Genomic DNA, 19,961 nt, shown 5'->3' with positions numbered 1-19,961 from the left:
ACATCATATCAATAACAATTTTCATTATTCTGGTCTTATATATTTTGCGAATTTAAAAAAATAAAAAGCCGCCATGAAGGCGGCTTCCATTTTTTCTATAACGCAGTATCAGGTACCTGGGCGGCAATTTGCAGGCAAGAACTTAGCTGCAATATCTGCTGATCCGCATACCCAAGTCAACTGACCACTACCGACGTCCGTTGGAGTCAATGTCAGTGTTCCTGTTGCAGTTGGAACGGTGGAAACAATAGACACAACTCCGCTGTCAGCAATAGTGACACCCGAAACAAATTTCGTTGCGCCCGGGAAAGCATACCCACTCTTCGTGGCAGTAAAGCTTGCCAGACCACCAACTGAAGAACTTGTTTCAGCAACAGCTAACTTGGCTGGCTCACCCATAACCACAACTTCGCTCATCTTTGCACGAGTCGTATAATCCTGATAAGCAGGCAATGCGATCGCAGCCAAAATACCAATAATCGCCACAACGATCATCAATTCGATCAGGGTAAAGCCGCGCTGAGCACGTTTAATCATTTTCATCGATTTCATTTGTTTCTCCTGTTAATAAAAAGGGTGCTTCGCTTCACTACACGGGATATACAGCAATGTCTGTGCCAGTGGAAAATCGCTGGTTTTCAAAGGCTCAAGCCAGAAAAAGTGAGGAAATTTGGCAGAATTTCGATGCGAAGCTGACAAAGTTTGTCACAAAGAAACTATGAACATTCGTCGTTGACGACTTAATCCGATACCTGGTTTATATACAACCGCTGAGATATGAAATACGGCAAGGCACGCCCAGTTTCAGCGATTACCAGGGCGAATAACATTGGCTTTGAGCTTAAATCCGAGGAGGTAATACCACGTCACGGAGGCATTTCGTTGTGACATGGACAAGGTGCGCGTCGTAACAATTAGCGCTAAAAAAGTAATAAAAAAACGCCACGTACCAATTTTGCAACTAATTAAGCGCTCTTCCAAGAAAATTTCATCTGAGTCCCCGCAATATCAATCACGTCCTCATCCTTGAGCGCCCGCGCACCGGCACTCAACGGCGTGTCATTGACTCTGGTATAAGTCTGCCCCTCGACATGGGTCAACTCGTAACCATGCGGCCGACGTGTGACAATAGCCACCTGAATGCCAGGCCGGCCAATAGTAGTCAACACCTTAGTCAACAACATTTCCTTACCCGCACTAGGCCCATCCAACACGGTAATAGTTGCATCCGGCCGCGGCACCGGGAACATCTTCGGCCGGTTATCCTTGATTTCCTCATCCGTATCAACCTGATACAACAACTTGTACCTGGCCATCTGGATCACATCGTTATGTTGCAAAAAATGCTTGGTAACCGGATGCCCGTTGACCTGGGTGCCATTAGTACTGTTGAGGTCTTCCAGAAACGAATCGTTGTAGATAGTAATGATGACCGCATGCTCACCGCTGATGGCGAGGTTATCAATGACCATGTCATTGTGGGCGCGGCGGCCGATGGTGGTGCGCTCTTTGGTGAGCGTCATCTCTTGTATTACGGTGCCGCCTTTGGTCAGGATGATCTTCGCCATTCCTATCTCTCTTGGGAAACGCTGTCTGTAAGTTAATTTAAAACCATACTGCAGATCCGCCGACATCCGCAATCATTGGTGCAGTTATTCATATTGGCGCTGCTCGAACATCCGGTTTTGCACACTTCCACAGGCCCCAGTTTAATGTTGTTTCGGGGCAATGATACGCAAATTTCGGGATTTATATTGCGAACTCGCTTGTAACGCTTGCCGTCGCAGGTTTATTCGTTCTCCGGCACCTGGATCAGTATCACCGACACATTATCCTGGCCCCCTGCCAGGTTGGCAGCATTGATAAGCATGGTGCATGCCATCTTCAGGTCGCCCTGGGCATCGCTGACGATATTGTCGATATCCGAATCGCCGATGCGATCCGACAAACCATCGGAGCACAGCAGGTAGAGATCGCCGGCTTTTACTTCGTGCTGATGCACTTCCACCACCAGCTGATAGTCGATACCGACAGCACGCGTGACAATGTTGCGGTTCATCGCAAACTGCGCGTCTTCGGCGCGGATCAGGCCGGCATCGATCTGTTCTTGCAGGAGGGAGTGGTCGCGCGTCAGTTGTTCCAGCAAGCCGTCGCGGATGCGATAGGCGCGCGAATCGCCGACATGGGCGATGCTGACGCTGCCTTCCGGCGCGAACCATGCGACCACCAGCGTAGTGCCCATGCCGCGGTATTCCGGCTCGCGGCGGGCGGCATTGATGATGGTGCTGTTGGCCTGGCGCACGGCTTGCATCAGCCACATGCGAGTCGGCAGCTCGGCTTCCGGCTTTTGCAGGCGGCGGTATTCCTGCAACTGGCTTTCGATTTCTTCCTGGATGGCGACGGTAGCGATGCTGCTGGCGACTTCACCGGCGTTGTAACCGCCCATGCCGTCGGCCAGAATCGCCAGCTGCAAGACATCGTCGACGACGACGGTGTCTTCGTTTTGTACTCGCACCATACCAATATCCGTTTTGGCGGCAAACTCAAGCGGCATATGTCGAGACTTTAAGATGATCGGTGAAAGGATGGTTACGGAACTGGTTACAGATCAGGCCCTTGCCTTGTTACAAGTATTTTCCTTGGTTATGCGGGGGACGGCAAGACAAATTGTAAAGCCGGCGATAGCCTTGCTTCAGGATGCGACACTGGCTATCAAGCGCTGATTGCGCAGGGCGATAAAAAAGGGAGCCGAAGCTCCCTTTTTGTTTGATCCTGCATGCAGGCGATTACTCTGTAGGGTGGGCAATTATGCTCACGCGTGAACCGACACCACGCAGATACTTACTTCGATATCGCCTAAGTCTGCATTCCGTACATCACGGTAACGCGTGGGCATTCATGCCCACCCTACGCTCCTGCTATTCAGCAACTATTACAGCATCGCCTTCAGCAAGCGTGCCATTTCCGATGGATTCTTGGTCACGGTGATGCCACACGCTTCCATGATGTCCAACTTGGCTTGCGCAGTATCTGCACCGCCCGAAATCAAGGCGCCTGCATGGCCCATGCGCTTGCCCGGAGGAGCAGTAACGCCGGCGATGAAGCTGACAACCGGCTTCTTCATGTTGTCCTTGATCCAGTAAGCGGCATTGGCTTCGTCCGGACCGCCGATTTCGCCGATCATGATGACCGCGTCGGTATCAGGATCGTCGTTGAACATCTTCATGATGTCGATGTGCTTCAAGCCGTTGATCGGATCGCCGCCGATACCGACTGCCGACGATTGGCCCAGGCCCAGTGCTGTCAATTGACCGACTGCTTCATAAGTCAGGGTACCGGAGCGCGAAACCACGCCGATACGGCCCTTCTTGTGGATATGGCCTGGCATGATGCCGATCTTGATTTCGTCTGGCGTGATCAGACCTGGGCAGTTCGGTCCTAGCAGCAAAGTCTTGCTGCCGGCTTTTGCCATGCGGTCTTTCAATGCCAGCATATCGCGTACCGGGATGCCTTCGGTGATGCAGATGGCCAGGTCGAGTTCAGCTTCGACGGCTTCCCAGATTGCAGCAGCAGCGCCTGCAGGCGGTACGTAGATAACCGATACGTTGGCTCCGGTGGCGGCCTTTGCTTCGGAAACGTTAGCGAAAATCGGGATGCCTTCGAAATCTTCGCCGGCTTTTTTCGGGTTGACGCCAGCGACAAACGCGTTCTTGCCGTTTGCATAATCGCGGCAGCCGCGGGTGTGGAATTGACCGGTCTTGCCGGTAATGCCTTGGGTGACGACTTTAGTGTCTTTGTTGATCAGGATCGACATATCTGTTCCTAGTTATTTACTTATTTACCGTTGGCCGCAGCAACAACCTTCTGCGCCGCGTCTTCCATGCTTTCCGCCGAGATGATCGGCAGGCCGGATTCAGCCAGCAATTTCTTGCCGATTTCTTCGTTGGTGCCCTTCATGCGGACGACCAGCGGTACTTGCAGCGATACGGCCTTGGATGCTGCGATCACGCCTTCGGCGATAACGTCGCAACGCATGATGCCGCCGAAAATGTTGACCAGGATGGCTTTCAGGCCTGGGTTTTTCAACATGATCTTGAAGGCTTCAGTGACTTTCTCAGTCGTGGCGCCACCGCCGACGTCGAGGAAGTTGGCAGGTTCGCCGCCGAACAGCTTGATGGTGTCCATGGTAGCCATGGCCAGACCGGCGCCATTTACCAGGCAGCCGATATTGCCGTCGAGCGAGATGTAAGCCAGGTCGAACTTGGAAGCTTCGATTTCAGCTGGATCTTCTTCGTCCAGATCGCGGTAAGCGACGATTTCAGGATGACGGTACAGCGCATTGGCGTCGAAATTGAACTTGGCGTCCAGTGCGATAACCTTGCCGGAACCGGTAACGATCAGCGGGTTGATTTCAGCCAGCGACGAATCGGTATCCCAGTATGCTTTGTACAGACCTTGCAATTGCTTGCGTGCATCTGCGATAGAACCGGCAGGTACGCCGATCTTGGTCGAGATGCTGTCTGCTTCAGCGTCAGTCAGGCCGGTAGCCGGATCGATGACGACTTGATGAATTTTCTCAGGGTGGCTGGCAGCCACTTCTTCGATGTCCATGCCGCCTTCGCTGGATGCCATCAGCACCACACGTTGGCTGACACGGTCGGTAACCATACTTACGTACAGTTCTTGCTTGATGTCAGCGCCTTCTTCGATCAGCAGGCGACGTACTTTTTGGCCTTCTGGTCCGGTTTGATGCGTAACCAGTTGCATGCCCAGGATCTGGGTGGCGTATTCACGCACTTGCTCCAGCGATTTAGCAACTTTAACGCCGCCGCCCTTGCCGCGACCACCAGCGTGGATCTGGGCTTTTACGACCCAAACCGAACCGCCTAAGGTTTCAGCTGCCTTGACCGCGTCATCGACGTTCAGGCACGGGATGCCACGCGGTGTTGTTACTCCGAACTGGCGGAGAATTTCTTTACCCTGATACTCATGGATCTTCATACGAGCTTCCCTTCTGACACTTAATTAAATGAAATTACTTGGTTGGATAAATAGATTGGGAGTCAACTGCTTCTGGAGGGCTGATTGCCCACTTCGGATAATATTTGGCGACAACTGCGCCATCACTACGTAATGCATGACAACGATCAAGCTGGGCCGGCTTCTTTTGCTCCGCTGCCGGATCGCCCTGGCGATCTCGATTTCGATCTGGATCTATCTCGTGGCCGAAAGCCTGCAATGCCGCCGTCGGCAATATCTGCGCCAACTCGGTCAAATGCGTGCAGCCGAGCGTGCCGCCGATATTCTCTCTCAGAGTATGGCGAAAGCCCTTGACCAGGCTCAAGCCGATCAATTTTTTGTAATCAGGTGCGATGGTATTGCAATAGCCGCTATAGGGCACTGCTTCAGAATTTGCCTCGACGTCAACGATGACGAACTGACGATCGAGCGTCAGCCTCAGCCACAGGCTGTGCAACGGCTGGCCTGCCAGCAAATTGCCGGACGGCAAAGAAAGATCGAAAGGTTTGGTATCGGTAACATGCGCGTCGATTTCCCATAGGTCGTCATCGCGTACAAACGCTTCGATGTGAATCGCGCGGGTGTGCTTTAACGCTCGGCGGGAAATGGAGGTTGTCAGAGACATAATGATGGATTGATTTGCGTGTCGTTACCACAGTTTCTATGGTAACTGCCGCTCCTGCGGTTTGCAAAAAACCCCAAAAGTGTAGCACAGCTTGCGCGGCTTAGCGATTTTGATCGACAAATGCAAAATAGCTATCGAACACCGCCAGTGCTGAATCCGTCAGTATAAAGCTGCACGCTTTCCCGTCTCAGCAATCATCGTCATCGCTGCCGCCCTTCACCGCCGCTTGTATGGCGCGATGAGAAAAACCACGCTGCAGCAAGAACCGCATTTGCTTGGCGCGCTCGGAGGCGTCTGCCGCTGGCTGATTGAATTTCTTGCGCCAGACTTCACGCGCACGAGCGATTTCACCGTCGGCCAGGTCGGCCTTGATATTCACCAGTGACTCGGCATCAATGCCGTGACTTTGCAGTTCGGAGAGAATGCGGCTGTTGCCGTAACGATGGGCGCGCCGATGAATCAGGGATTCGGAAAAGCGCGACTGGGACAAGAGTTTTGCTGCTTCCAGCGTATCGAGCAAGGCTTCGATGTCGTCGCCTTCCTGTGCATAACGCGCAAGCTTGCGCGCCAGCTCCATGCGGCTGTGTTCACGTGCCGACAGATAACGCAGCGCCCTGCCTTTCAGACTGATTTGCAGCTTTGCCATGGCGGCTTCCCGTAATCCAGATACTTCCACATGCCGATACACACCGATTTAAAACAAAAACGCCTTTCAACAATCCGTTTGGCGGAGTTGTATGAAAGGCGCTTGCCGAAGCGGGTCGGCCAGATCGCTAAAAGCGAGGCATTAGCGAAATATTAAACCGCCGGCTCTTCAGCCTTGGCTGCCGCGGCAGCAGCAGCAGCAGCAGCTTTATTAGCCTTGGCAGCAGCCTTGTCAGCTTTATCGCCACCGTCCGCTTTGATCGCGCCCAATTCAGGCACGCCCAGTGAAGCACGTACTTTATTTTCGATTTCGCGCGCCAGCTCTGGCCGCTCTTTCAGGTATGTACGAGCATTGTCCTTACCCTGGCCGATGCGTTCGCCATTATAGCTATACCAGGCACCGGACTTTTCAACGATCTTGGCGTCGGAGCCGAGATCGAGGATTTCACCTTCGCGTGATGTGCCTTCGCCATACAGGATATCGAAGTGCGCTTCCTTGAATGGCGGCGCGATTTTGTTCTTGACGACTTTGACTTTGGTTTCGTTACCGATGACTTCATCGCCCGACTTGATCGAACCGGTACGGCGGATATCCAAACGCACCGAAGCGTAGAATTTCAACGCGTTACCGCCGGTAGTCGTTTCCGGATTGCCGAACATGACGCCGATCTTCATACGGATCTGGTTAATGAAAATCACCAGCGTGTTGGTACGGTTGATGCTGCCGGTCAGTTTGCGCAGTGCCTGCGACATCAGACGCGCTTGCAAACCTGGCAGTGAATCGCCCATGTCGCCTTCGATTTCAGCGCGTGGGGTCAGCGCTGCAACCGAGTCGATCACGATCAGGTCGACGCCGCCGGAACGCACCAGCGCATCGGTGATTTCCAGCGCTTGTTCGCCGGTATCCGGTTGCGAGATCAGCAGTTCGGACAGGTTGATGCCCAATTTCTGTGCATAACCGACATCCAGTGCATGCTCTGCATCGATAAACGCGCAGGTGCCGCCCAGTTTTTGCATTTCAGCGATGGTTTGCAGTGTCAGCGTGGTTTTGCCCGACGATTCAGGACCGTAGATTTCAACTACCCGGCCGCGTGGCAAACCGCCGACGCCGAGTGCGATATCGAGACCGAGCGAACCGGTCGAGACAACCTGCACTTCTTCGACCACGGCGCCGTCGTCCATCCGCATGACCGAACCTTTGCCGAACTGCTTTTCAATCTGCGCCAAGGCCGCGGCAAGGGCCTTGCTTTTATCCGGGTTGGCTGCGGATTTTTTATCGTCCATGGTTGCTCTTTCGACAAAAGTAGTGAGATATTCGAGACTTCAGGTAGCACTGTATAAAAAAACAGTGATTTATGCAAGCACTGTCGTATTTTTCTAAAAACATGTGGCGTATTGTATGTGCAGAAATCGCTGTCCGGAATCCGTACCTTCGAAAATCTGTCGCGCGTAATCACGTTTTAGGTGCGAACTTATGTGAATCCGATTGAATGTACCGGGCGCATTTTATGCTTAATACGCATATCGTCATCGGGCAAAGTAAAAAGCATGCCGGGTGCGCGAGAGAATGCAATAATTGTCGCGCATTTCATTTGTGCCGGTAGCCGGTTCGCTATCGTGCAATGCGTCATATTCAAAGGCAGGGGCAAGCGGCTTGCCCACTAATAATAGGGAGAAGGTATGCGTATTACATATTTGATGAAACCGTTAGCAGCATCGATATTGCTGCTAGGCTTGCTGGGTACGGTGCAGGCAGCATCCGCGCCTGCGGTCGAAGCCAAAAACGGCATGGTCGTGACTTCCCAGCATCTGGCATCGCAAGTCGGTGTCGACATTCTCAAGATGGGCGGCAACGCGATCGATGCAGCGGTAGCGGTAGGTTACGCGCAAGCGGTAGTGAATCCTTGCTGCGGCAATATCGGCGGCGGCGGTTTCATGACGATCCACCTGGCCGATGGCCGCGATACCTTCATCAATTTCCGCGAAACAGCGCCGGCTGCGGCTAGCGCCAATATGTACCTGGATTCCGCCGGCAAGGCGATCACCAACGCCAGCTTGTTTGGTTATCTGGCCGCAGGCGTGCCAGGCACAGTACTTGGCCTCGATACCGCGCAACGCAAATACGGCAAGCTGACCCGCGCGCAAGTGATGCAACCGGCGATCAAGCTGGCGCGCGACGGTTATATCCTGAACCGCGGCGACACTGACATCCTCGACACCACCATCGCCCAGTTCAAGAAAGATCCTGAATCGGCACGCCTGTTCCTGCGCCGCGACGGCACGCCATTGCAGCCAGGCGACCGCCTGGTGCAGAAGGATCTGGCCAAGACGCTGGAAGCCATCTCGCGCAACGGTCCCGATGCTTTCTATAAAGGCGCGATTCCGGCAGCAGTGGAACGCGCGTCCAAGGCTGGCGGCGGGATTATCACCGCAGCCGATTTCGCCAGCTACAAGATCAGCGAAAGCGCCCCGCTGTCGTGTACCTATCGCGGTTATGTGTTCGTCTCCGCACCGCCACCTAGCTCCGGTGGCGCCACCATGTGCCAGATCCTCAACATTCTTGAGGGTTACGACATGAAGGGATTGGGCTTCCATTCTGCTGCTTCGGTACACTATATGACCGAAGCCATGCGCCACTCCTATATGGACCGCAACACGTTCCTCGGCGATCCGGCGTTTGTCAAAAATCCGCTTGAGCGTTTGATGAGCAAGGAATATGCGGCTTCGATTCGTGCAAAAATCAGCGCCGACAAAGCTACACCTTCGGTAGAAGTACAACCGGGCATGGCGCCGCATGAAAAGCCTGAAACCACCCATTACTCGATCGTCGACAAGGACGGTAATGCGGTTTCCACTACTTATACAATCAACGGCCGCTTCGGCGCTGTGGTGATTGCTCCGGGCACTGGCTTCTTCCTGAACGATGAGATGGACGACTTCACCGTCAAGGCCGGCGTGCAAAACCTGTTCGGCCTGGTGCAAGGCGCCACCAATTCGATCGCACCGGGCAAGCGTCCGCTGTCGTCGATGGCGCCTACCCTGGTGACCAAGGATGGCAAGACTTATATGGTGCTAGGCTCCCCGGGCGGTTCGCGGATCATCACCATCACGCTGGAAACAGCCTTGAACGTGATCGACTACGGCATGGCGCCGCAAGAAGCGGTCGACGCGCCACGCGTCCATCATCAATGGCTGCCGGACGAGGTGTATTACGAAACCCGCGGCCTGTCGCCAGATACGCTGAAAATCCTGGATGGCATGGGCTACAAGATGAAGGAACAAACCCCTTGGGGCGCGGCTGAACTGATCATGATCGGCTTGCCAGGCGCCGCCGGCGTGAGTGGCGCCAGCTCCGGTAACGATGCTGGTGTCTCAGGTATCGTTCGCCCGGGCTATTATTACGGCGCAAACGATACACGTCGTCCTGCCGGTGCTGCGATCGGTTATTAAACCGCTTCACAGGATTACCGGTCGGATCGAAAGATGAGTATGAAGATGGGTGCTTTGCACCCATCTTTTTTTTCGTCAAAAACTAATCAAAAAGATCAAAGCATGAGAAAAACGCATTGATCCATCAGAATTAATCGTTTTATCAAGCTACCAATCAAATTTAAACTGCGCCTATCCTCCCCCGATAAAGAGCGCGCATGTCCTCCACCAACCTGCAATTCATGCTGACGTCGCTGCTAGGCGCCGAGCATGCCAGCCAATTGTCCGATCTGCTGCAAATCCCGGCCAGCACTCTGCGGCCACGTTCTGACACGGTTTCCCGTATCGAAATAGCCCAGGCGCTGAATATGTTGCTGTTCGAGAAACTGCTGAAAGCTGTCCCGCAAGGGAATGACTATGTACACGATTCGGTACGCGCAGGTAACAAAATCCGCTTTGACCATGGTGCTTTGCGTACCGTGCTTGGTATCAGCACCGGCACTTTGCCGCCTGGCGAGGCTGCGTTCACCCGGATCCTGCTGCCGTTGGGTTACTTCGTGAATGGTGTCTACCCGTTGCAACGGATCAGCATGACCGGCCGCGCTTACGCGCATGAAGACGACGCCGAGGAAATCGCTCAATTTTTCCTGAGCGAACTACACCCGCATCACTTTTCGAACGAGTTCCAGGCAACCGTCAACAATGTCTTGTCGACCTCGCAAGATCCGATCGATGCACACTCGGCACAATTGCTACAGCAGCTCGGCGCCAGCAAAACCTTGCCGGTCGCCGATGCGCTGGCGCTGTTACCGGTGCTGGTAGCGTGCTTCGATCGTCAACACGACTTGCCCAGCATTGCCGAATACCAGACCTTGCTGGCGGAATCGGCCGAAATGGCCTGGATTTCAACTGAAGGCAATGCCTTCAACCACGCCACCGATCGCGTCCCGAATGTAGAACAGGTAGCCGATGCGCAACGCGCGCTGGGTCGTGCCATCAAGGAAAAAATCGAAGTTTCCAGAAACGGCCGGGTGCGGCAAACCGCCTTCCGTGCCAGTACCGTGACGCGTCTGATGCGCGATGAAAATGGTGTGATGGTCGAGCTGAAGGTGCCGGGATCGTTCTACGAATTCATTTCGCGCGACCGTTACCTGGATGAAGAAACCCAACGTGAAAAACTGGACCTGACCTTTGACAGCGGCAACGCCCAGGGGATTTTCAAGATGACCGCTTCCGCAGACGCCACATCGTGCTGATGGCTGACATGGGCGACATCGACCTGATCCGGCAACGCATCAGCGACCTGCTGGGTTCGCAAGGTTGCCTGAGCGCGGAGGAGCAGCGCCAGCCATACGAAAAAGGAGCGCGCTACGGTGACGGCCAGGCGAGTTGCATCGCGCGCCCGGCCAGCGTCGAAGAGGCGGCCGAACTGATGCGCCTGTGCGCCAGGGAGAAAATCCGCATCGTTGCGCAGGGTGCGAATACCGGCCTGGTGGGAGCGGCATCGCCGGATCGTTCCGGGCTCGATGTGGTGCTCAGCATGGAGCGTATCAAGGGCGTGATTGACATCGACCCGGTCGACCGTGTGGTGCAAGCCTATGCCGGCACCCGCCTGTCCGATCTGAACCAGGCGCTCAAACAACACGATCTGTACTTTCCCATCGATCTGGCGGCAGATCCTTCGCTAGGCGGCATGCTGGCCGCCAACACCGGCGGTGCGCGCCTGATCCGCTACGGCGACGTGCGGCATAACGTGCTGGGGCTGGAAGCATTACTGATCGATCCGCCCGGCCAGCGTCTCGATCTCACCAACCGTCTCAGGAAAAACAATACCGGCCCCGACTGGAAACAATGCTTCATCGGCAGCGGCGGCGCTTACGGCATCATCACGCGGGCCGTGCTGCAGGTGCATCCGCTGCCGCAGCAATGCGCCACGGCGCTGGTGGTGCCGGCTTCGTTGCAAGCTGCGGCGCTGCTGTTGCGCGACGCCGAGCGTAACTTCTCGGATTTCCTGAGCGCATTCGAAGGCATCTCGCACAATGCGATGCAGTCCGTTCTACAGCACATCCCATCCATCCAGGCCCCGTTCGATCCACTGCCGCCTTATGCTTTCCTGATCGAATTGAGCAGTGCACGGCCGCGCAGCGCCGACTTCGACCTGGAAAAACTATTCGGCGCCTGGCTCGAAGCCGGTTTCGGCGACCTGATCCTGGACGCGGTGATCGACAAGCCGGAAATCCTGTGGCGCATCCGCCACGCCATCACCGACAGCGTGCGCCGGGAAGGCAAGGTCATCGCCTTCGATATTGCCGTACCGCGCTCAAAACTGGCAACCTTTCGCGATGAGGCGATAGCACTGCTGGAGCGGCGTTATCCAGGTGTCAAAGTGTTCGATTTCGGCCATTGGGGCGATGGCGGCCTGCATTTCAACCTGGTTGTGCCGCAACAGCTGGTGGACGACTTTCCACCCCAGCGCATTCATACCCTGCGCCAGGAAATCTATGATCTGGCGGTGCGCAAGTATCACGGTAGTTTCAGCGCCGAGCATGGCGTCGGGCCGTTCAACCAGCAGTTCTACGAGCGCTACACCGCGCCCGAATCTCTGGCGCTGGCCGCCAGGATGCAAACCGTTTTCGACCCGGCGCAGCTGTTGGGGGTGACCCGTTTCGGTTCACCCTTCGATTCGGCTGCATAGCGTCCATGCCTGATTCTCCGCGCAGCCAGGCTGAAGTTCGCGCTAAAGGTAAAGCTGACGCTGAAAAACGGCGCCGCGTTTGGTATAGTGCCTGCTCGGCAGCAAGCACTGCGGCAAATACCTATCCGGCTCCAAGAAAAATGCGCAGATTCATCCCCTCTACCTCCTGCCTGATCGCCTTTGATACGGCTGCGCGCCATTTATCGTTTACCAAGGCCGCCAACGAGTTGCACATGACGCAAGGCGCCGTCAGCCGTCAGGCTGCCATCCTGGAAGATTATCTCGGTGTCAAACTGTTCGAACGCATCAACCGCCGCCTGATCCTGACTGCCGCCGGGGCCGAATATGCGGCCCAGGTTGCCGCCATCCTTAAGGAAATCGAAATGGCGACCTTCCAGGTGATGGCGCACAAGAACTCCGGCGGCGTGCTCAATCTGGCAACATTACCGACTTTCGGCGTCAAATGGCTGATTCCGCGCCTGGCCAAATTCACGGCCGCCCATCCCGACGTGATCCTCAACCTGAGCACAGAGGTGCTGCCATTCGATTTCAACAGCCGCTCGGTGGATGCGGCGATTCACTTCGGCGAGCCCAACTGGCCCGGCGCGGTCATGGTCCGGTTGATGGGTGAAGAAGTGCTGCCGGTTTGCAGCCTGGAGCTGAGCCAGAAAATCAAGCGCATCGAAGATCTGCCTGCCATGACTTTGTTGCAACACACTACCCGGCCGCAAGCCTGGCAGGACTGGTTCAACCATGTTGGCGTGGCCTGCCCCGATGCCCTTTCCGGTCCCCGCTTTGAACAACTGTCGATGGTGATCCAGGCCGCCGCTGCCGGTCTGGGTGTGGCATTGATGCCAAAATTTCTGGTGGAAACCGAAATCGCCCTTGGCCAGTTACATGTGCCATTCCCGTTCGCCGTCAAAAGTCCGCAATCCTACTACCTGACTTATCCCGAAAAGAACGCCAGCAAGGCAGCCGTTATCAAATTCCAGGAATGGATATTGAGCGAACTGGCGGAAACCTGAACTACGCCGCTTCTGCATGATCAAAAGTAATGATGTTCTGTTATTTTTTGATTTTAAGAAATCGCGATTTATTCCTTATACTCGATGCCATACCTCGCCGATCTCGCGGCGACCAGATTGACTCCGGAACAAAGGCATTCCAATGACGCAAATTTCCACCATTTTCAATGAGCTCGGCTTCGACTTTTCCGCGCATGCCGGCAACGATCTCCATTCACGTTCCCCGCGCGACGGCGCCGCGATTGCTTCGCTGCGCGCCCACACTACGCAAGAGGCCGAAAACGCCATCAAGAACGCCCACCAGGCCTACGAAAAATGGCGTGTAGTGCCGGCGCCGGTACGCGGCGAGCTGGTGCGTATCCTTGGTGACGTGCTGCGCGAACATCGCGAGCCGCTGGGCAAGCTGGTGACGCTGGAATCCGGCAAGATCCTGTCCGAAGGCATCGGTGAAGTACAGGAAATGATCGACATCTGCGATTTCGCCGTCGGCCTGTCGCGCCAACTGTACGGCCTGACCATCGCGTCCGAACGTCCAGGCCATCGCATGATGGAAACCTGGCACCCGCTGGGTGTTTGCGGCGTCATCACTGCGTTCAATTTCCCGGTCGCGGTATGGGCATGGAATGCAGCTTTGGCGCTGGTCTGCGGCAATGCCGTGATCTGGAAACCATCGGAAAAAACCCCGGTCGTTGCATTGGCGGTACATGCCTTGTTTGAAAAAGCTGCGGCACGCTTTTCAGAGCAACGCCCCGACCTGCTGCCGGCCAATCTGTGCCAGGTATTGCTGGGCCGCGCCGAAATCGGCGCAGCACTGTCCGCTTCGCCGCTGGTACCGTTGGTCAGCGCCACCGGCAGCGTGCGCATGGGCCGCAAAGTCGCCACCACGGTGGCGGAACGCCTGGGCCGCAGCTTGCTGGAACTGGGCGGCAACAACGGCATGATCGTCACGCCTACCGCCGACTTGAGCCTGGCTCTGCGCGCCATTACCTTCTCTGCGGTCGGCACTGCAGGGCAACGCTGCACCAGCTTGCGCCGGCTGTTCGTCCACAGCAGTATTTATGAAGATGTGGTCAGCCGCATCGAACGTATCTACGCCAGCGTCAAGGTCGGCGATCCACTGGATGGCGGCACGCTGGTCGGTCCGCTGGTCGACCAGGCGGCATTCGAGGCGATGCAAGCTGCGCTGGTCCAGGCCAAGGCTGAAGGCGGTGTGGTGACAGGTGGCGAACGTTTGCCGGTTGGCGATGCCGCCAATGCCTTCTACGTACGGCCGGCGCTGGTGCGCATGCCGCAACAAAGCGCCATCGTGCATCACGAAACCTTCGCGCCGATTCTGTATGTGCTGCGCTACGATAGTTTCGACGATGCCGTGCATCTCAACAACGCCGTGCCGCAAGGCTTGTCGTCAGCCATCTTCACCAACGATGTACGCGAAGCGGAGGCTTTCATGTCTGCCAGCGGCAGCGATTGCGGCCTGGCCAACGTCAACATCGGCACCAGCGGCGCTGAAATCGGCGGTGCTTTCGGTGGCGAGAAGGAAACCGGCGGCGGCCGCGAATCCGGCTCCGATGCGTGGAAGACTTACATGCGTCGTGCGACTAATACGATCAACTACAGCCGTACCCTGCCGCTGGCGCAGGGCGTCAAATTTGACATCGACTAAGCTTTACTCTCAGGGTGGATCAGCATCAGTTGATCCGCCCTGCTCCTTGCCAGCCAGTATTCAAATCTTCAACAAAGTCGGCGCCCGCTGCTGCAGTATATCTTCCATCCGGATCTGTATCGCCTGCTTCATCTCCGGATGCGTCAGAATATAAAATCGCTCCGCAGCAATCGCATTAAACACTTCATCGGCAACCTGCGCCACCGGAATCCCGTTCTGCACAGCTTGCATTATCGACATGCCGACCTTGAGTGTCACCGCATCAACCGCCGGCGTCGCCTCGCCATTATTTCCGGTCCCTGCCGCTGCCCGATTACGCTCGGAATGCGCAACTCCGGTCTTGACCCACCCCGGACACAACACAGACACCTTGATACGCGACTGCCGCAACGTGAGATCATGATGCAAGCCTTCCGATACCGTCACCACAGCATGTTTGCTGGCATTGTAGGTGGCTAGGCTGGGCTGCGATGTCAAGCCGGCCATCGATGCGGTGTTGACGATATGACCTTCTTCGCCATGCTTCAACATGGTGGGGACGAAGGCGCGCAAGGCATGCGTGACGCCGTAGAAATTGACACCCATGACCCAGTCCCAATCCTGTTGCGTGGCTTCCCATGCCGGCTTGGCGACGGCTACTCCGGCGTTATTCACCAGCAAATGCACGTTGCCGAATTTGGCAAACGCCTGCTCTGCCAGCGCGTTGATCTGCTCTTCCCTGGCGACGTCGGTCGGCACGCCGACTACTTCAACGCCATTGGCCTTGAACTCCGCCACCGTCAGCTCCAGCTTGGCGGCGTTGATATCCGCAAGCACCAGTTTCATGCCTTCAGCCGCTGCGCGGGTCGCAATGCCCTTGCCGATGCCTTCTGCAGCGCCAGTGATAACGGCGACCTTGCCTTGCAAATTCTTCATATGGTTTCCTGTCGATTCCGCGTTAGAGCCGCTTAGTTGAGCAAATAGCCGCCATCTACATTCAAACAAACGCCGGTTGTATAAGTGGCGGCAGGCGACACCAGATACAGCACCGCGCCCGCCATTTCATCCGGCTGGGCCACCCGGTTCATCGGGATGTGTTGCAGCGCCTGTTTCAAGATCGCCGGATTGTCGATCAAGGCGGCGGCGAATTTAGTTTCGGTAAAACCCGGCAATAAAGCATTGACGCGCACGCCGCTGGCCGCGCATTCCTTGGCGAACGATTTGGTCATGGAAATCACCGCAGCCTTGGTAATCGAATAGATACCCTGGAACACGCCCGGCGTCACGCCATTCACCGACGCAACGTTGACAATCGCACCGCCGCCGTTCTGCGCCATCAGCTTGGCGCCGTAAGAGGACATGAAAAAATAACCGCGGATATTTACGTCGACAGTCTTCTGGAAGGCTGCCACATCGGTCTCGACGATCGGTCCGAAATGCGGATTGGCGGCCGCGTTGTTGACCAGGATATCGAGCCGCCCGTGCTTGCCGCTGATGGCCTGGTACAACGCTTCGATCTGCGCCATTTCGCCGATGTGGCAAGCGATGGTTTCCGCCGATCCGCCAGCGGCCTGGATCTCGGCCACCACTTTGTCGCACGCCTCCGCCTTGCGGCTGGATACGATCACGTGTGCGCCCTGCTGCGCCAGGAGTTTGGCAATCGATGCACCGATGCCGCGGCTGGCGCCGGTGACCAGAGCGATCTTGCCTTTCAGATCAAAAAGGGTTGTGCTTGTCATGTTCTCTGTCTCCGCTTATTAGGTGATGTAGGGTGATATTCGGTGGCTTAGCGATAGCTCACCAAGCCTGGATCGCATGCGCTTTCAAGATGCGCAAAATTATTCAAATAACTCAGGCTGACGCGCCCCGGACGACACAGCAATTTGGTCACGCCGGTGTTGACCAGCGCCCAGTTCAATTCAAAAATCCGCCGGTCCGGAATCGCCAGCAACTGCTGGCAAATCACACTGATCGGGCCGCCGGAAGTAAATACCCAGACTGACTGCCCCTGGCCGATACGTTCCTGCAGCCGCGCCAACGCATCGCTACAGCGCGCCTTGAAGATCGGCCATGGTTCGCTGTAATCGCTATCATGCTCGCCACTGACCCAGCGCGCTACCGCCTTGGCAAACAGCTTTTGAAATGCACGCCCGCGCTGCTCCTGCTGCGCCATGTATGCTGCAAACACAGCGGGATCGGCAAATTGCGGCATGAATTTATCTATATACAGCAGCAGTACTTGCTGGTGATCGAACTCATCGAATCCCGGATCGTGTAAAACCTGGCGCTCGCCTCCGGCTGTCAGCGCTGGCATTGCTGCCATGCAGGCATTGCTGCTCTGCTGATGACGACGGTGACCGCCTGTAACCAGCAACGGCATCTCCTGGCCGGTCTGCGTCAGCCACTGTCCCAGCAATGCCGACTGGCGCAAACCCAGTTCAGACAAATGATCGTAATCGGCGGCGCCGAAACTGGCCTGGCCATGACGCACCAGATAGATATTGCTCATATGCTCGACTGCGCAATCAGATTCTTGCAGCGCTGTTCCAGATAATTGGTGACGTGGACAAAGAATGCGAATTGCGGATTCTTGGTTTGCCCGTGATGAAAACGATAGTAGATTTGCTGCACGATCACTGCCAGCCGGAACAGTCCATAGATTTCGTAAAAGTCGAAATGATCGGTGCGGTAGCCTGTCTTTTCGCCGTAGTAGGCAATCACTTCATTGCGCGTCAGCATGCCCGGCAAGTGCGTCGGCTGACGTCGCATCTGCTTGAATTGCGGTTCATCGTCGGCCTGCACCCAATACGCCAGCGTATTGCCGAGATCCATCAGAGGATCGCCGAGGCTCGCCATTTCCCAATCCAGTACACCGATGACGTTGAGTGGATTATCAACATCGAGCACCACATTATCGAAACGGAAATCGTTGTGGATCAGGCAGGTGGCGACATCGGTGGCCGGCATTTTTTCATTCAGCCAACTCATCACAGACTCGAAATCGACGGCGTCGTCAGTGCGCGCCTTGCGGTAGCGCTCGCTCCAGCCGCTGATCTGCCGCTGTACATAACCGTCGCCCTTGCCCAGGTGCGCCAGGCCGGCGGCCTGATAGTCGACCTGATGCAATGCGATCATCTTGTCGATCACATTCAGGCACAACTGGCGCGTGTCGGCCTCGCTCAACACCAAGCCTTCAGGTAATTTGTCGCGCAGAATGACGCCCCGCAGCCGTTCCATCACATAGAAATCGCTGTCCATCACCGCACGATCCTGGCACGTTGCGAACACGCTTGGCACGTACGGGTAGACCGGCTTGAGTTCGGACATGATGTTTGCTTCGCGCAGCATATCGTGTGCCGACTTGACTTTGGCGCCGGAGGGCGGCCGCCGCAGAATCAACTCGCGATTGGCATAGCTCAGCAGATACGTCAAATTGGACGCACCACCGGGGAACTGGCTCACTGTCGGCAATCCTTCAAGACTGCTGTCGATGCTTTTCAGGAAAGCGGCGATCTTTGCCACATCCAGTTCTTCACCGCTGCGTACCGCACCGGCTTGATCGATCAGCGTCATGCCGGTTCTCCTGCTGTTGTAGCCAAACCGGCAGCTTTGGCAGCCTGTGCCTTCAATTCCAGCTTAGCGATCAAGGCGCGGTGCACCTCATCCGGCCCGTCCGCCAGCCGCAGCACCCGGGCGTAGGCAAACAATGCCGTCAGCGGCAAGTCGTCGCAAACACCCGCGCCGCCGTGAATCTGGATCGCCTGGTCGATCACCAACTGTGCCACGTTTGGCGCTACCACCTTGATCTGCGAAATTTCACTCATTGCCGCTTTGGCGCCGACAGTGTCCATCATCCATGCCGCCTTCAAAGTCAGCAAGCGCGATTGTTCGATTGCCATGCGCGCATTGGCGATGATGTCGGCATTTCCCCCGAGATCAGCCAACGGCTTACCGAAAGCGCTGCGCGTCAATGCCCGTTTGCACAGCATTTCCAGCGCCACTTCAGCCGCGCCCAGCGCCCGCATGCAGTGATGAATCCGGCCCGGCCCGAGACGGCCCTGGGCAATTTCAAAGCCGCGCCCCGGCCCGGCGATGATGTTGGCCAGCGGCACCCGGACATTGGTAAAACTGACTTCGCCATGACCGTAAGGCTCGTCGAGTGCGCCGAACACTGGCAGCATACGTTCGATCTTCACGCCCGCCGTCGCCATCGGCACGATCACCATTGAATGGCGCGCATGCTTGGGACCGTCAGGATAAGTCAGTCCCATGAAAATCACGAATTTGCAGTTGGGATGGCCGATGCCGGTGCTCCACCATTTACGGCCGTTGAGCAGCACCTCATCGCCTTCAACGATCGCCGTGGCGCGCATATTGGTGGCATCGCTGGAGGCGACGTCCGGCTCGGTCATGCAAAACGCCGAGCGAATTTCGCCGGCCAGCAACGGCTTGAGCCACTGCTCCTGCTGTGCCGCCGAACCGTACTTGGCCAGCACTTCCATATTGCCAGTATCCGGTGCGTTGCAGTTGAACACTTCCGGTGCGATGAACGAGCGGCCCATGATCTCTGCCAGCGGTGCGTAATCGGTATTGCTGAGGCCAGCCCCGAATTCTTCATCCGGCAGGAACAGGTTCCACAAGCCCGCTTCCTTCGCCTTGGCTTTCAAGGCCAGCATCACCGGTGGCACGTTCCATGGCAAAGGACCGCGCTTCAACTGACTGAAATACTCAGCTTCGGCTGGCAGCACATGCTCGGCGATGAATGCATTGAGCCGCTCGATATATTGGCGAGCCCGGGGAGAATAGGCGAAATCCATGATGTTCCTCAGCTGTTTAGCGACGTGGTCAGGCGATGTATTAAGTGTGCCGCAACAGCTATAA

General features: G+C 56.1%; 17 protein-coding genes and 1 pseudogene. 5 read left to right on the top strand and 13 right to left on the bottom strand.

Annotated features, from left to right (window positions below; translation table 11 throughout):
• Positions 1-108 precede the first annotated feature (108 nt).
• The 8 genes and pseudogenes from BM205_RS13940 to recA all read right to left on the bottom strand — a co-directional run bounded on the left by BM205_RS13940 (position 109) and on the right by recA (position 7,573).
• Positions 109-552, bottom strand: coding sequence for a pilin (locus BM205_RS13940; protein ID WP_305763957.1), 444 nt, complete (start codon positions 550-552; stop codon positions 109-111).
• Positions 553-965: 413 nt separating this feature from the next.
• A complete protein-coding gene (locus tag BM205_RS13935) occupies positions 966-1,568 on the bottom strand; it encodes an FHA domain-containing protein (RefSeq protein ID WP_092415406.1) in 603 nt (200 codons plus the stop codon).
• A gap of 221 nt (positions 1,569-1,789) precedes the next feature.
• Positions 1,790-2,554 (bottom strand): Stp1/IreP family PP2C-type Ser/Thr phosphatase, encoded by a 765-nt coding sequence (locus tag BM205_RS13930; RefSeq protein ID WP_092415404.1) that lies wholly within the window; start codon positions 2,552-2,554, stop codon positions 1,790-1,792.
• Between the two features lie 378 nt (positions 2,555-2,932).
• Entirely contained in the window at positions 2,933-3,814 is an 882-nt protein-coding gene (gene sucD, locus BM205_RS13925; protein WP_014007776.1) for a succinate--CoA ligase subunit alpha, read from the bottom strand.
• A gap of 20 nt (positions 3,815-3,834) precedes the next feature.
• Positions 3,835-5,007: pseudogene (sucC, locus tag BM205_RS13920) on the bottom strand (ADP-forming succinate--CoA ligase subunit beta); the annotation flags it as partial.
• A gap of 28 nt (positions 5,008-5,035) precedes the next feature.
• Complete coding sequence (locus BM205_RS13915) at positions 5,036-5,644, bottom strand: DUF2889 domain-containing protein (RefSeq protein ID WP_092415400.1); 609 nt, start codon at positions 5,642-5,644, stop codon at positions 5,036-5,038.
• Between the two features lie 187 nt (positions 5,645-5,831).
• On the bottom strand, positions 5,832-6,290 hold the full coding sequence (recX, locus tag BM205_RS13910) for a recombination regulator RecX (RefSeq protein WP_092415398.1): 459 nt from the start codon (positions 6,288-6,290) through the stop codon (positions 5,832-5,834).
• A 152-nt stretch (positions 6,291-6,442) separates the two neighbouring features.
• Positions 6,443-7,573: a recombinase RecA gene (gene recA, locus BM205_RS13905; protein WP_092415396.1), complete on the bottom strand. Its 1,131-nt coding sequence runs from the start codon at positions 7,571-7,573 to the stop codon at positions 6,443-6,445.
• Between the two features lie 414 nt (positions 7,574-7,987).
• Here recA and ggt point away from each other — a divergent pair, with 414 nt between their 5' ends.
• From ggt to BM205_RS13880, 5 genes are all read left to right on the top strand, one after another.
• Positions 7,988-9,739: a gamma-glutamyltransferase gene (ggt, locus tag BM205_RS13900; RefSeq protein ID WP_092415477.1), complete on the top strand. Its 1,752-nt coding sequence runs from the start codon at positions 7,988-7,990 to the stop codon at positions 9,737-9,739.
• A 197-nt stretch (positions 9,740-9,936) separates the two neighbouring features.
• Positions 9,937-10,974 (top strand): DUF1338 domain-containing protein, encoded by a 1,038-nt coding sequence (locus tag BM205_RS13895; protein ID WP_092415394.1) that lies wholly within the window; start codon positions 9,937-9,939, stop codon positions 10,972-10,974.
• A complete protein-coding gene (locus tag BM205_RS13890) occupies positions 10,974-12,413 on the top strand; it encodes an FAD-binding oxidoreductase (protein WP_254783893.1) in 1,440 nt (479 codons plus the stop codon). Before BM205_RS13895 ends, BM205_RS13890 begins: the two co-directional genes overlap by 1 nt.
• Positions 12,414-12,418: 5 nt before the next feature.
• A complete protein-coding gene (gene gcvA / locus BM205_RS13885; RefSeq protein ID WP_254783887.1) occupies positions 12,419-13,438 on the top strand; it encodes a transcriptional regulator GcvA in 1,020 nt (339 codons plus the stop codon).
• Between the two features lie 142 nt (positions 13,439-13,580).
• Complete coding sequence (locus BM205_RS13880; protein WP_092415390.1) at positions 13,581-15,101, top strand: L-piperidine-6-carboxylate dehydrogenase; 1,521 nt, start codon at positions 13,581-13,583, stop codon at positions 15,099-15,101.
• Positions 15,102-15,161: 60 nt separating this feature from the next.
• Here the strand turns inward: BM205_RS13880 and BM205_RS13875 are convergent, their stop codons facing one another.
• From BM205_RS13875 to BM205_RS13855, 5 genes are read right to left on the bottom strand one after another with little or no spacing between them, the layout of a single operon-like run.
• On the bottom strand, positions 15,162-16,016 hold the full coding sequence (locus tag BM205_RS13875; RefSeq protein WP_092415388.1) for an SDR family NAD(P)-dependent oxidoreductase: 855 nt from the start codon (positions 16,014-16,016) through the stop codon (positions 15,162-15,164).
• 32 nt (positions 16,017-16,048) lie between these two features.
• Positions 16,049-16,819 carry an SDR family oxidoreductase gene (locus BM205_RS13870; protein ID WP_092415386.1) on the bottom strand — a complete coding sequence of 257 codons (771 nt, stop codon included), beginning with the start codon at positions 16,817-16,819 and terminating at the stop codon, positions 16,049-16,051.
• A 47-nt stretch (positions 16,820-16,866) separates the two neighbouring features.
• Positions 16,867-17,589, bottom strand: coding sequence for a histidine phosphatase family protein (locus BM205_RS13865; protein WP_092415384.1), 723 nt, complete (start codon positions 17,587-17,589; stop codon positions 16,867-16,869).
• Positions 17,586-18,653: a phosphotransferase family protein gene (locus tag BM205_RS13860; protein ID WP_092415382.1), complete on the bottom strand. Its 1,068-nt coding sequence runs from the start codon at positions 18,651-18,653 to the stop codon at positions 17,586-17,588. Before BM205_RS13860 ends, BM205_RS13865 begins: the two co-directional genes overlap by 4 nt.
• Positions 18,650-19,897, bottom strand: coding sequence for an acyl-CoA dehydrogenase family protein (locus BM205_RS13855; RefSeq protein ID WP_092415381.1), 1,248 nt, complete (start codon positions 19,895-19,897; stop codon positions 18,650-18,652). The genes BM205_RS13860 and BM205_RS13855 overlap by 4 nt, the downstream gene beginning before the upstream one ends.
• Positions 19,898-19,961: the final 64 nt, after the last annotated feature.

The sequence above is a fragment of the Collimonas sp. OK307 genome, from assembly GCF_900113705.1.
Classification (GTDB): Bacteria; Pseudomonadota; Gammaproteobacteria; order Burkholderiales; family Burkholderiaceae_D; genus Collimonas.
The sequence above is the reverse complement of the archived record's forward strand: the minus strand, read 5'-3'. Positions and strand labels throughout refer to the sequence as shown.

What these genes read in the sequence shown, in the direction of transcription:
- BM205_RS13940 (WP_305763957.1), bottom strand. Translation starts at nt 552, where the DNA reads ATGAAATCGATGAAAATGATTAAACGTGCTCAGCGCGGCTTTACCCTG.
- BM205_RS13935 (WP_092415406.1), bottom strand. Translation starts at nt 1,568, where the DNA reads ATGGCGAAGATCATCCTGACCAAAGGCGGCACCGTAATACAAGAGATG.
- BM205_RS13930 (WP_092415404.1), bottom strand. Translation starts at nt 2,554, where the DNA reads ATGCCGCTTGAGTTTGCCGCCAAAACGGATATTGGTATGGTGCGAGTA.
- sucD (WP_014007776.1), bottom strand. Translation starts at nt 3,814, where the DNA reads ATGTCGATCCTGATCAACAAAGACACTAAAGTCGTCACCCAAGGCATT.
- BM205_RS13915 (WP_092415400.1), bottom strand. Translation starts at nt 5,644, where the DNA reads ATGTCTCTGACAACCTCCATTTCCCGCCGAGCGTTAAAGCACACCCGC.
- recX (WP_092415398.1), bottom strand. Translation starts at nt 6,290, where the DNA reads ATGGCAAAGCTGCAAATCAGTCTGAAAGGCAGGGCGCTGCGTTATCTG.
- recA (WP_092415396.1), bottom strand. Translation starts at nt 7,573, where the DNA reads ATGGACGATAAAAAATCCGCAGCCAACCCGGATAAAAGCAAGGCCCTT.
- ggt (WP_092415477.1), top strand. Translation starts at nt 7,988, where the DNA reads ATGAAACCGTTAGCAGCATCGATATTGCTGCTAGGCTTGCTGGGTACG.
- BM205_RS13895 (WP_092415394.1), top strand. Translation starts at nt 9,937, where the DNA reads ATGTCCTCCACCAACCTGCAATTCATGCTGACGTCGCTGCTAGGCGCC.
- BM205_RS13890 (WP_254783893.1), top strand. Translation starts at nt 10,974, where the DNA reads ATGGCTGACATGGGCGACATCGACCTGATCCGGCAACGCATCAGCGAC.
- gcvA (WP_254783887.1), top strand. Translation starts at nt 12,419, where the DNA reads ATGCCTGATTCTCCGCGCAGCCAGGCTGAAGTTCGCGCTAAAGGTAAA.
- BM205_RS13880 (WP_092415390.1), top strand. Translation starts at nt 13,581, where the DNA reads ATGACGCAAATTTCCACCATTTTCAATGAGCTCGGCTTCGACTTTTCC.
- BM205_RS13875 (WP_092415388.1), bottom strand. Translation starts at nt 16,016, where the DNA reads ATGAAGAATTTGCAAGGCAAGGTCGCCGTTATCACTGGCGCTGCAGAA.
- BM205_RS13870 (WP_092415386.1), bottom strand. Translation starts at nt 16,819, where the DNA reads ATGACAAGCACAACCCTTTTTGATCTGAAAGGCAAGATCGCTCTGGTC.
- BM205_RS13865 (WP_092415384.1), bottom strand. Translation starts at nt 17,589, where the DNA reads ATGAGCAATATCTATCTGGTGCGTCATGGCCAGGCCAGTTTCGGCGCC.
- BM205_RS13860 (WP_092415382.1), bottom strand. Translation starts at nt 18,653, where the DNA reads ATGACGCTGATCGATCAAGCCGGTGCGGTACGCAGCGGTGAAGAACTG.
- BM205_RS13855 (WP_092415381.1), bottom strand. Translation starts at nt 19,897, where the DNA reads ATGGATTTCGCCTATTCTCCCCGGGCTCGCCAATATATCGAGCGGCTC.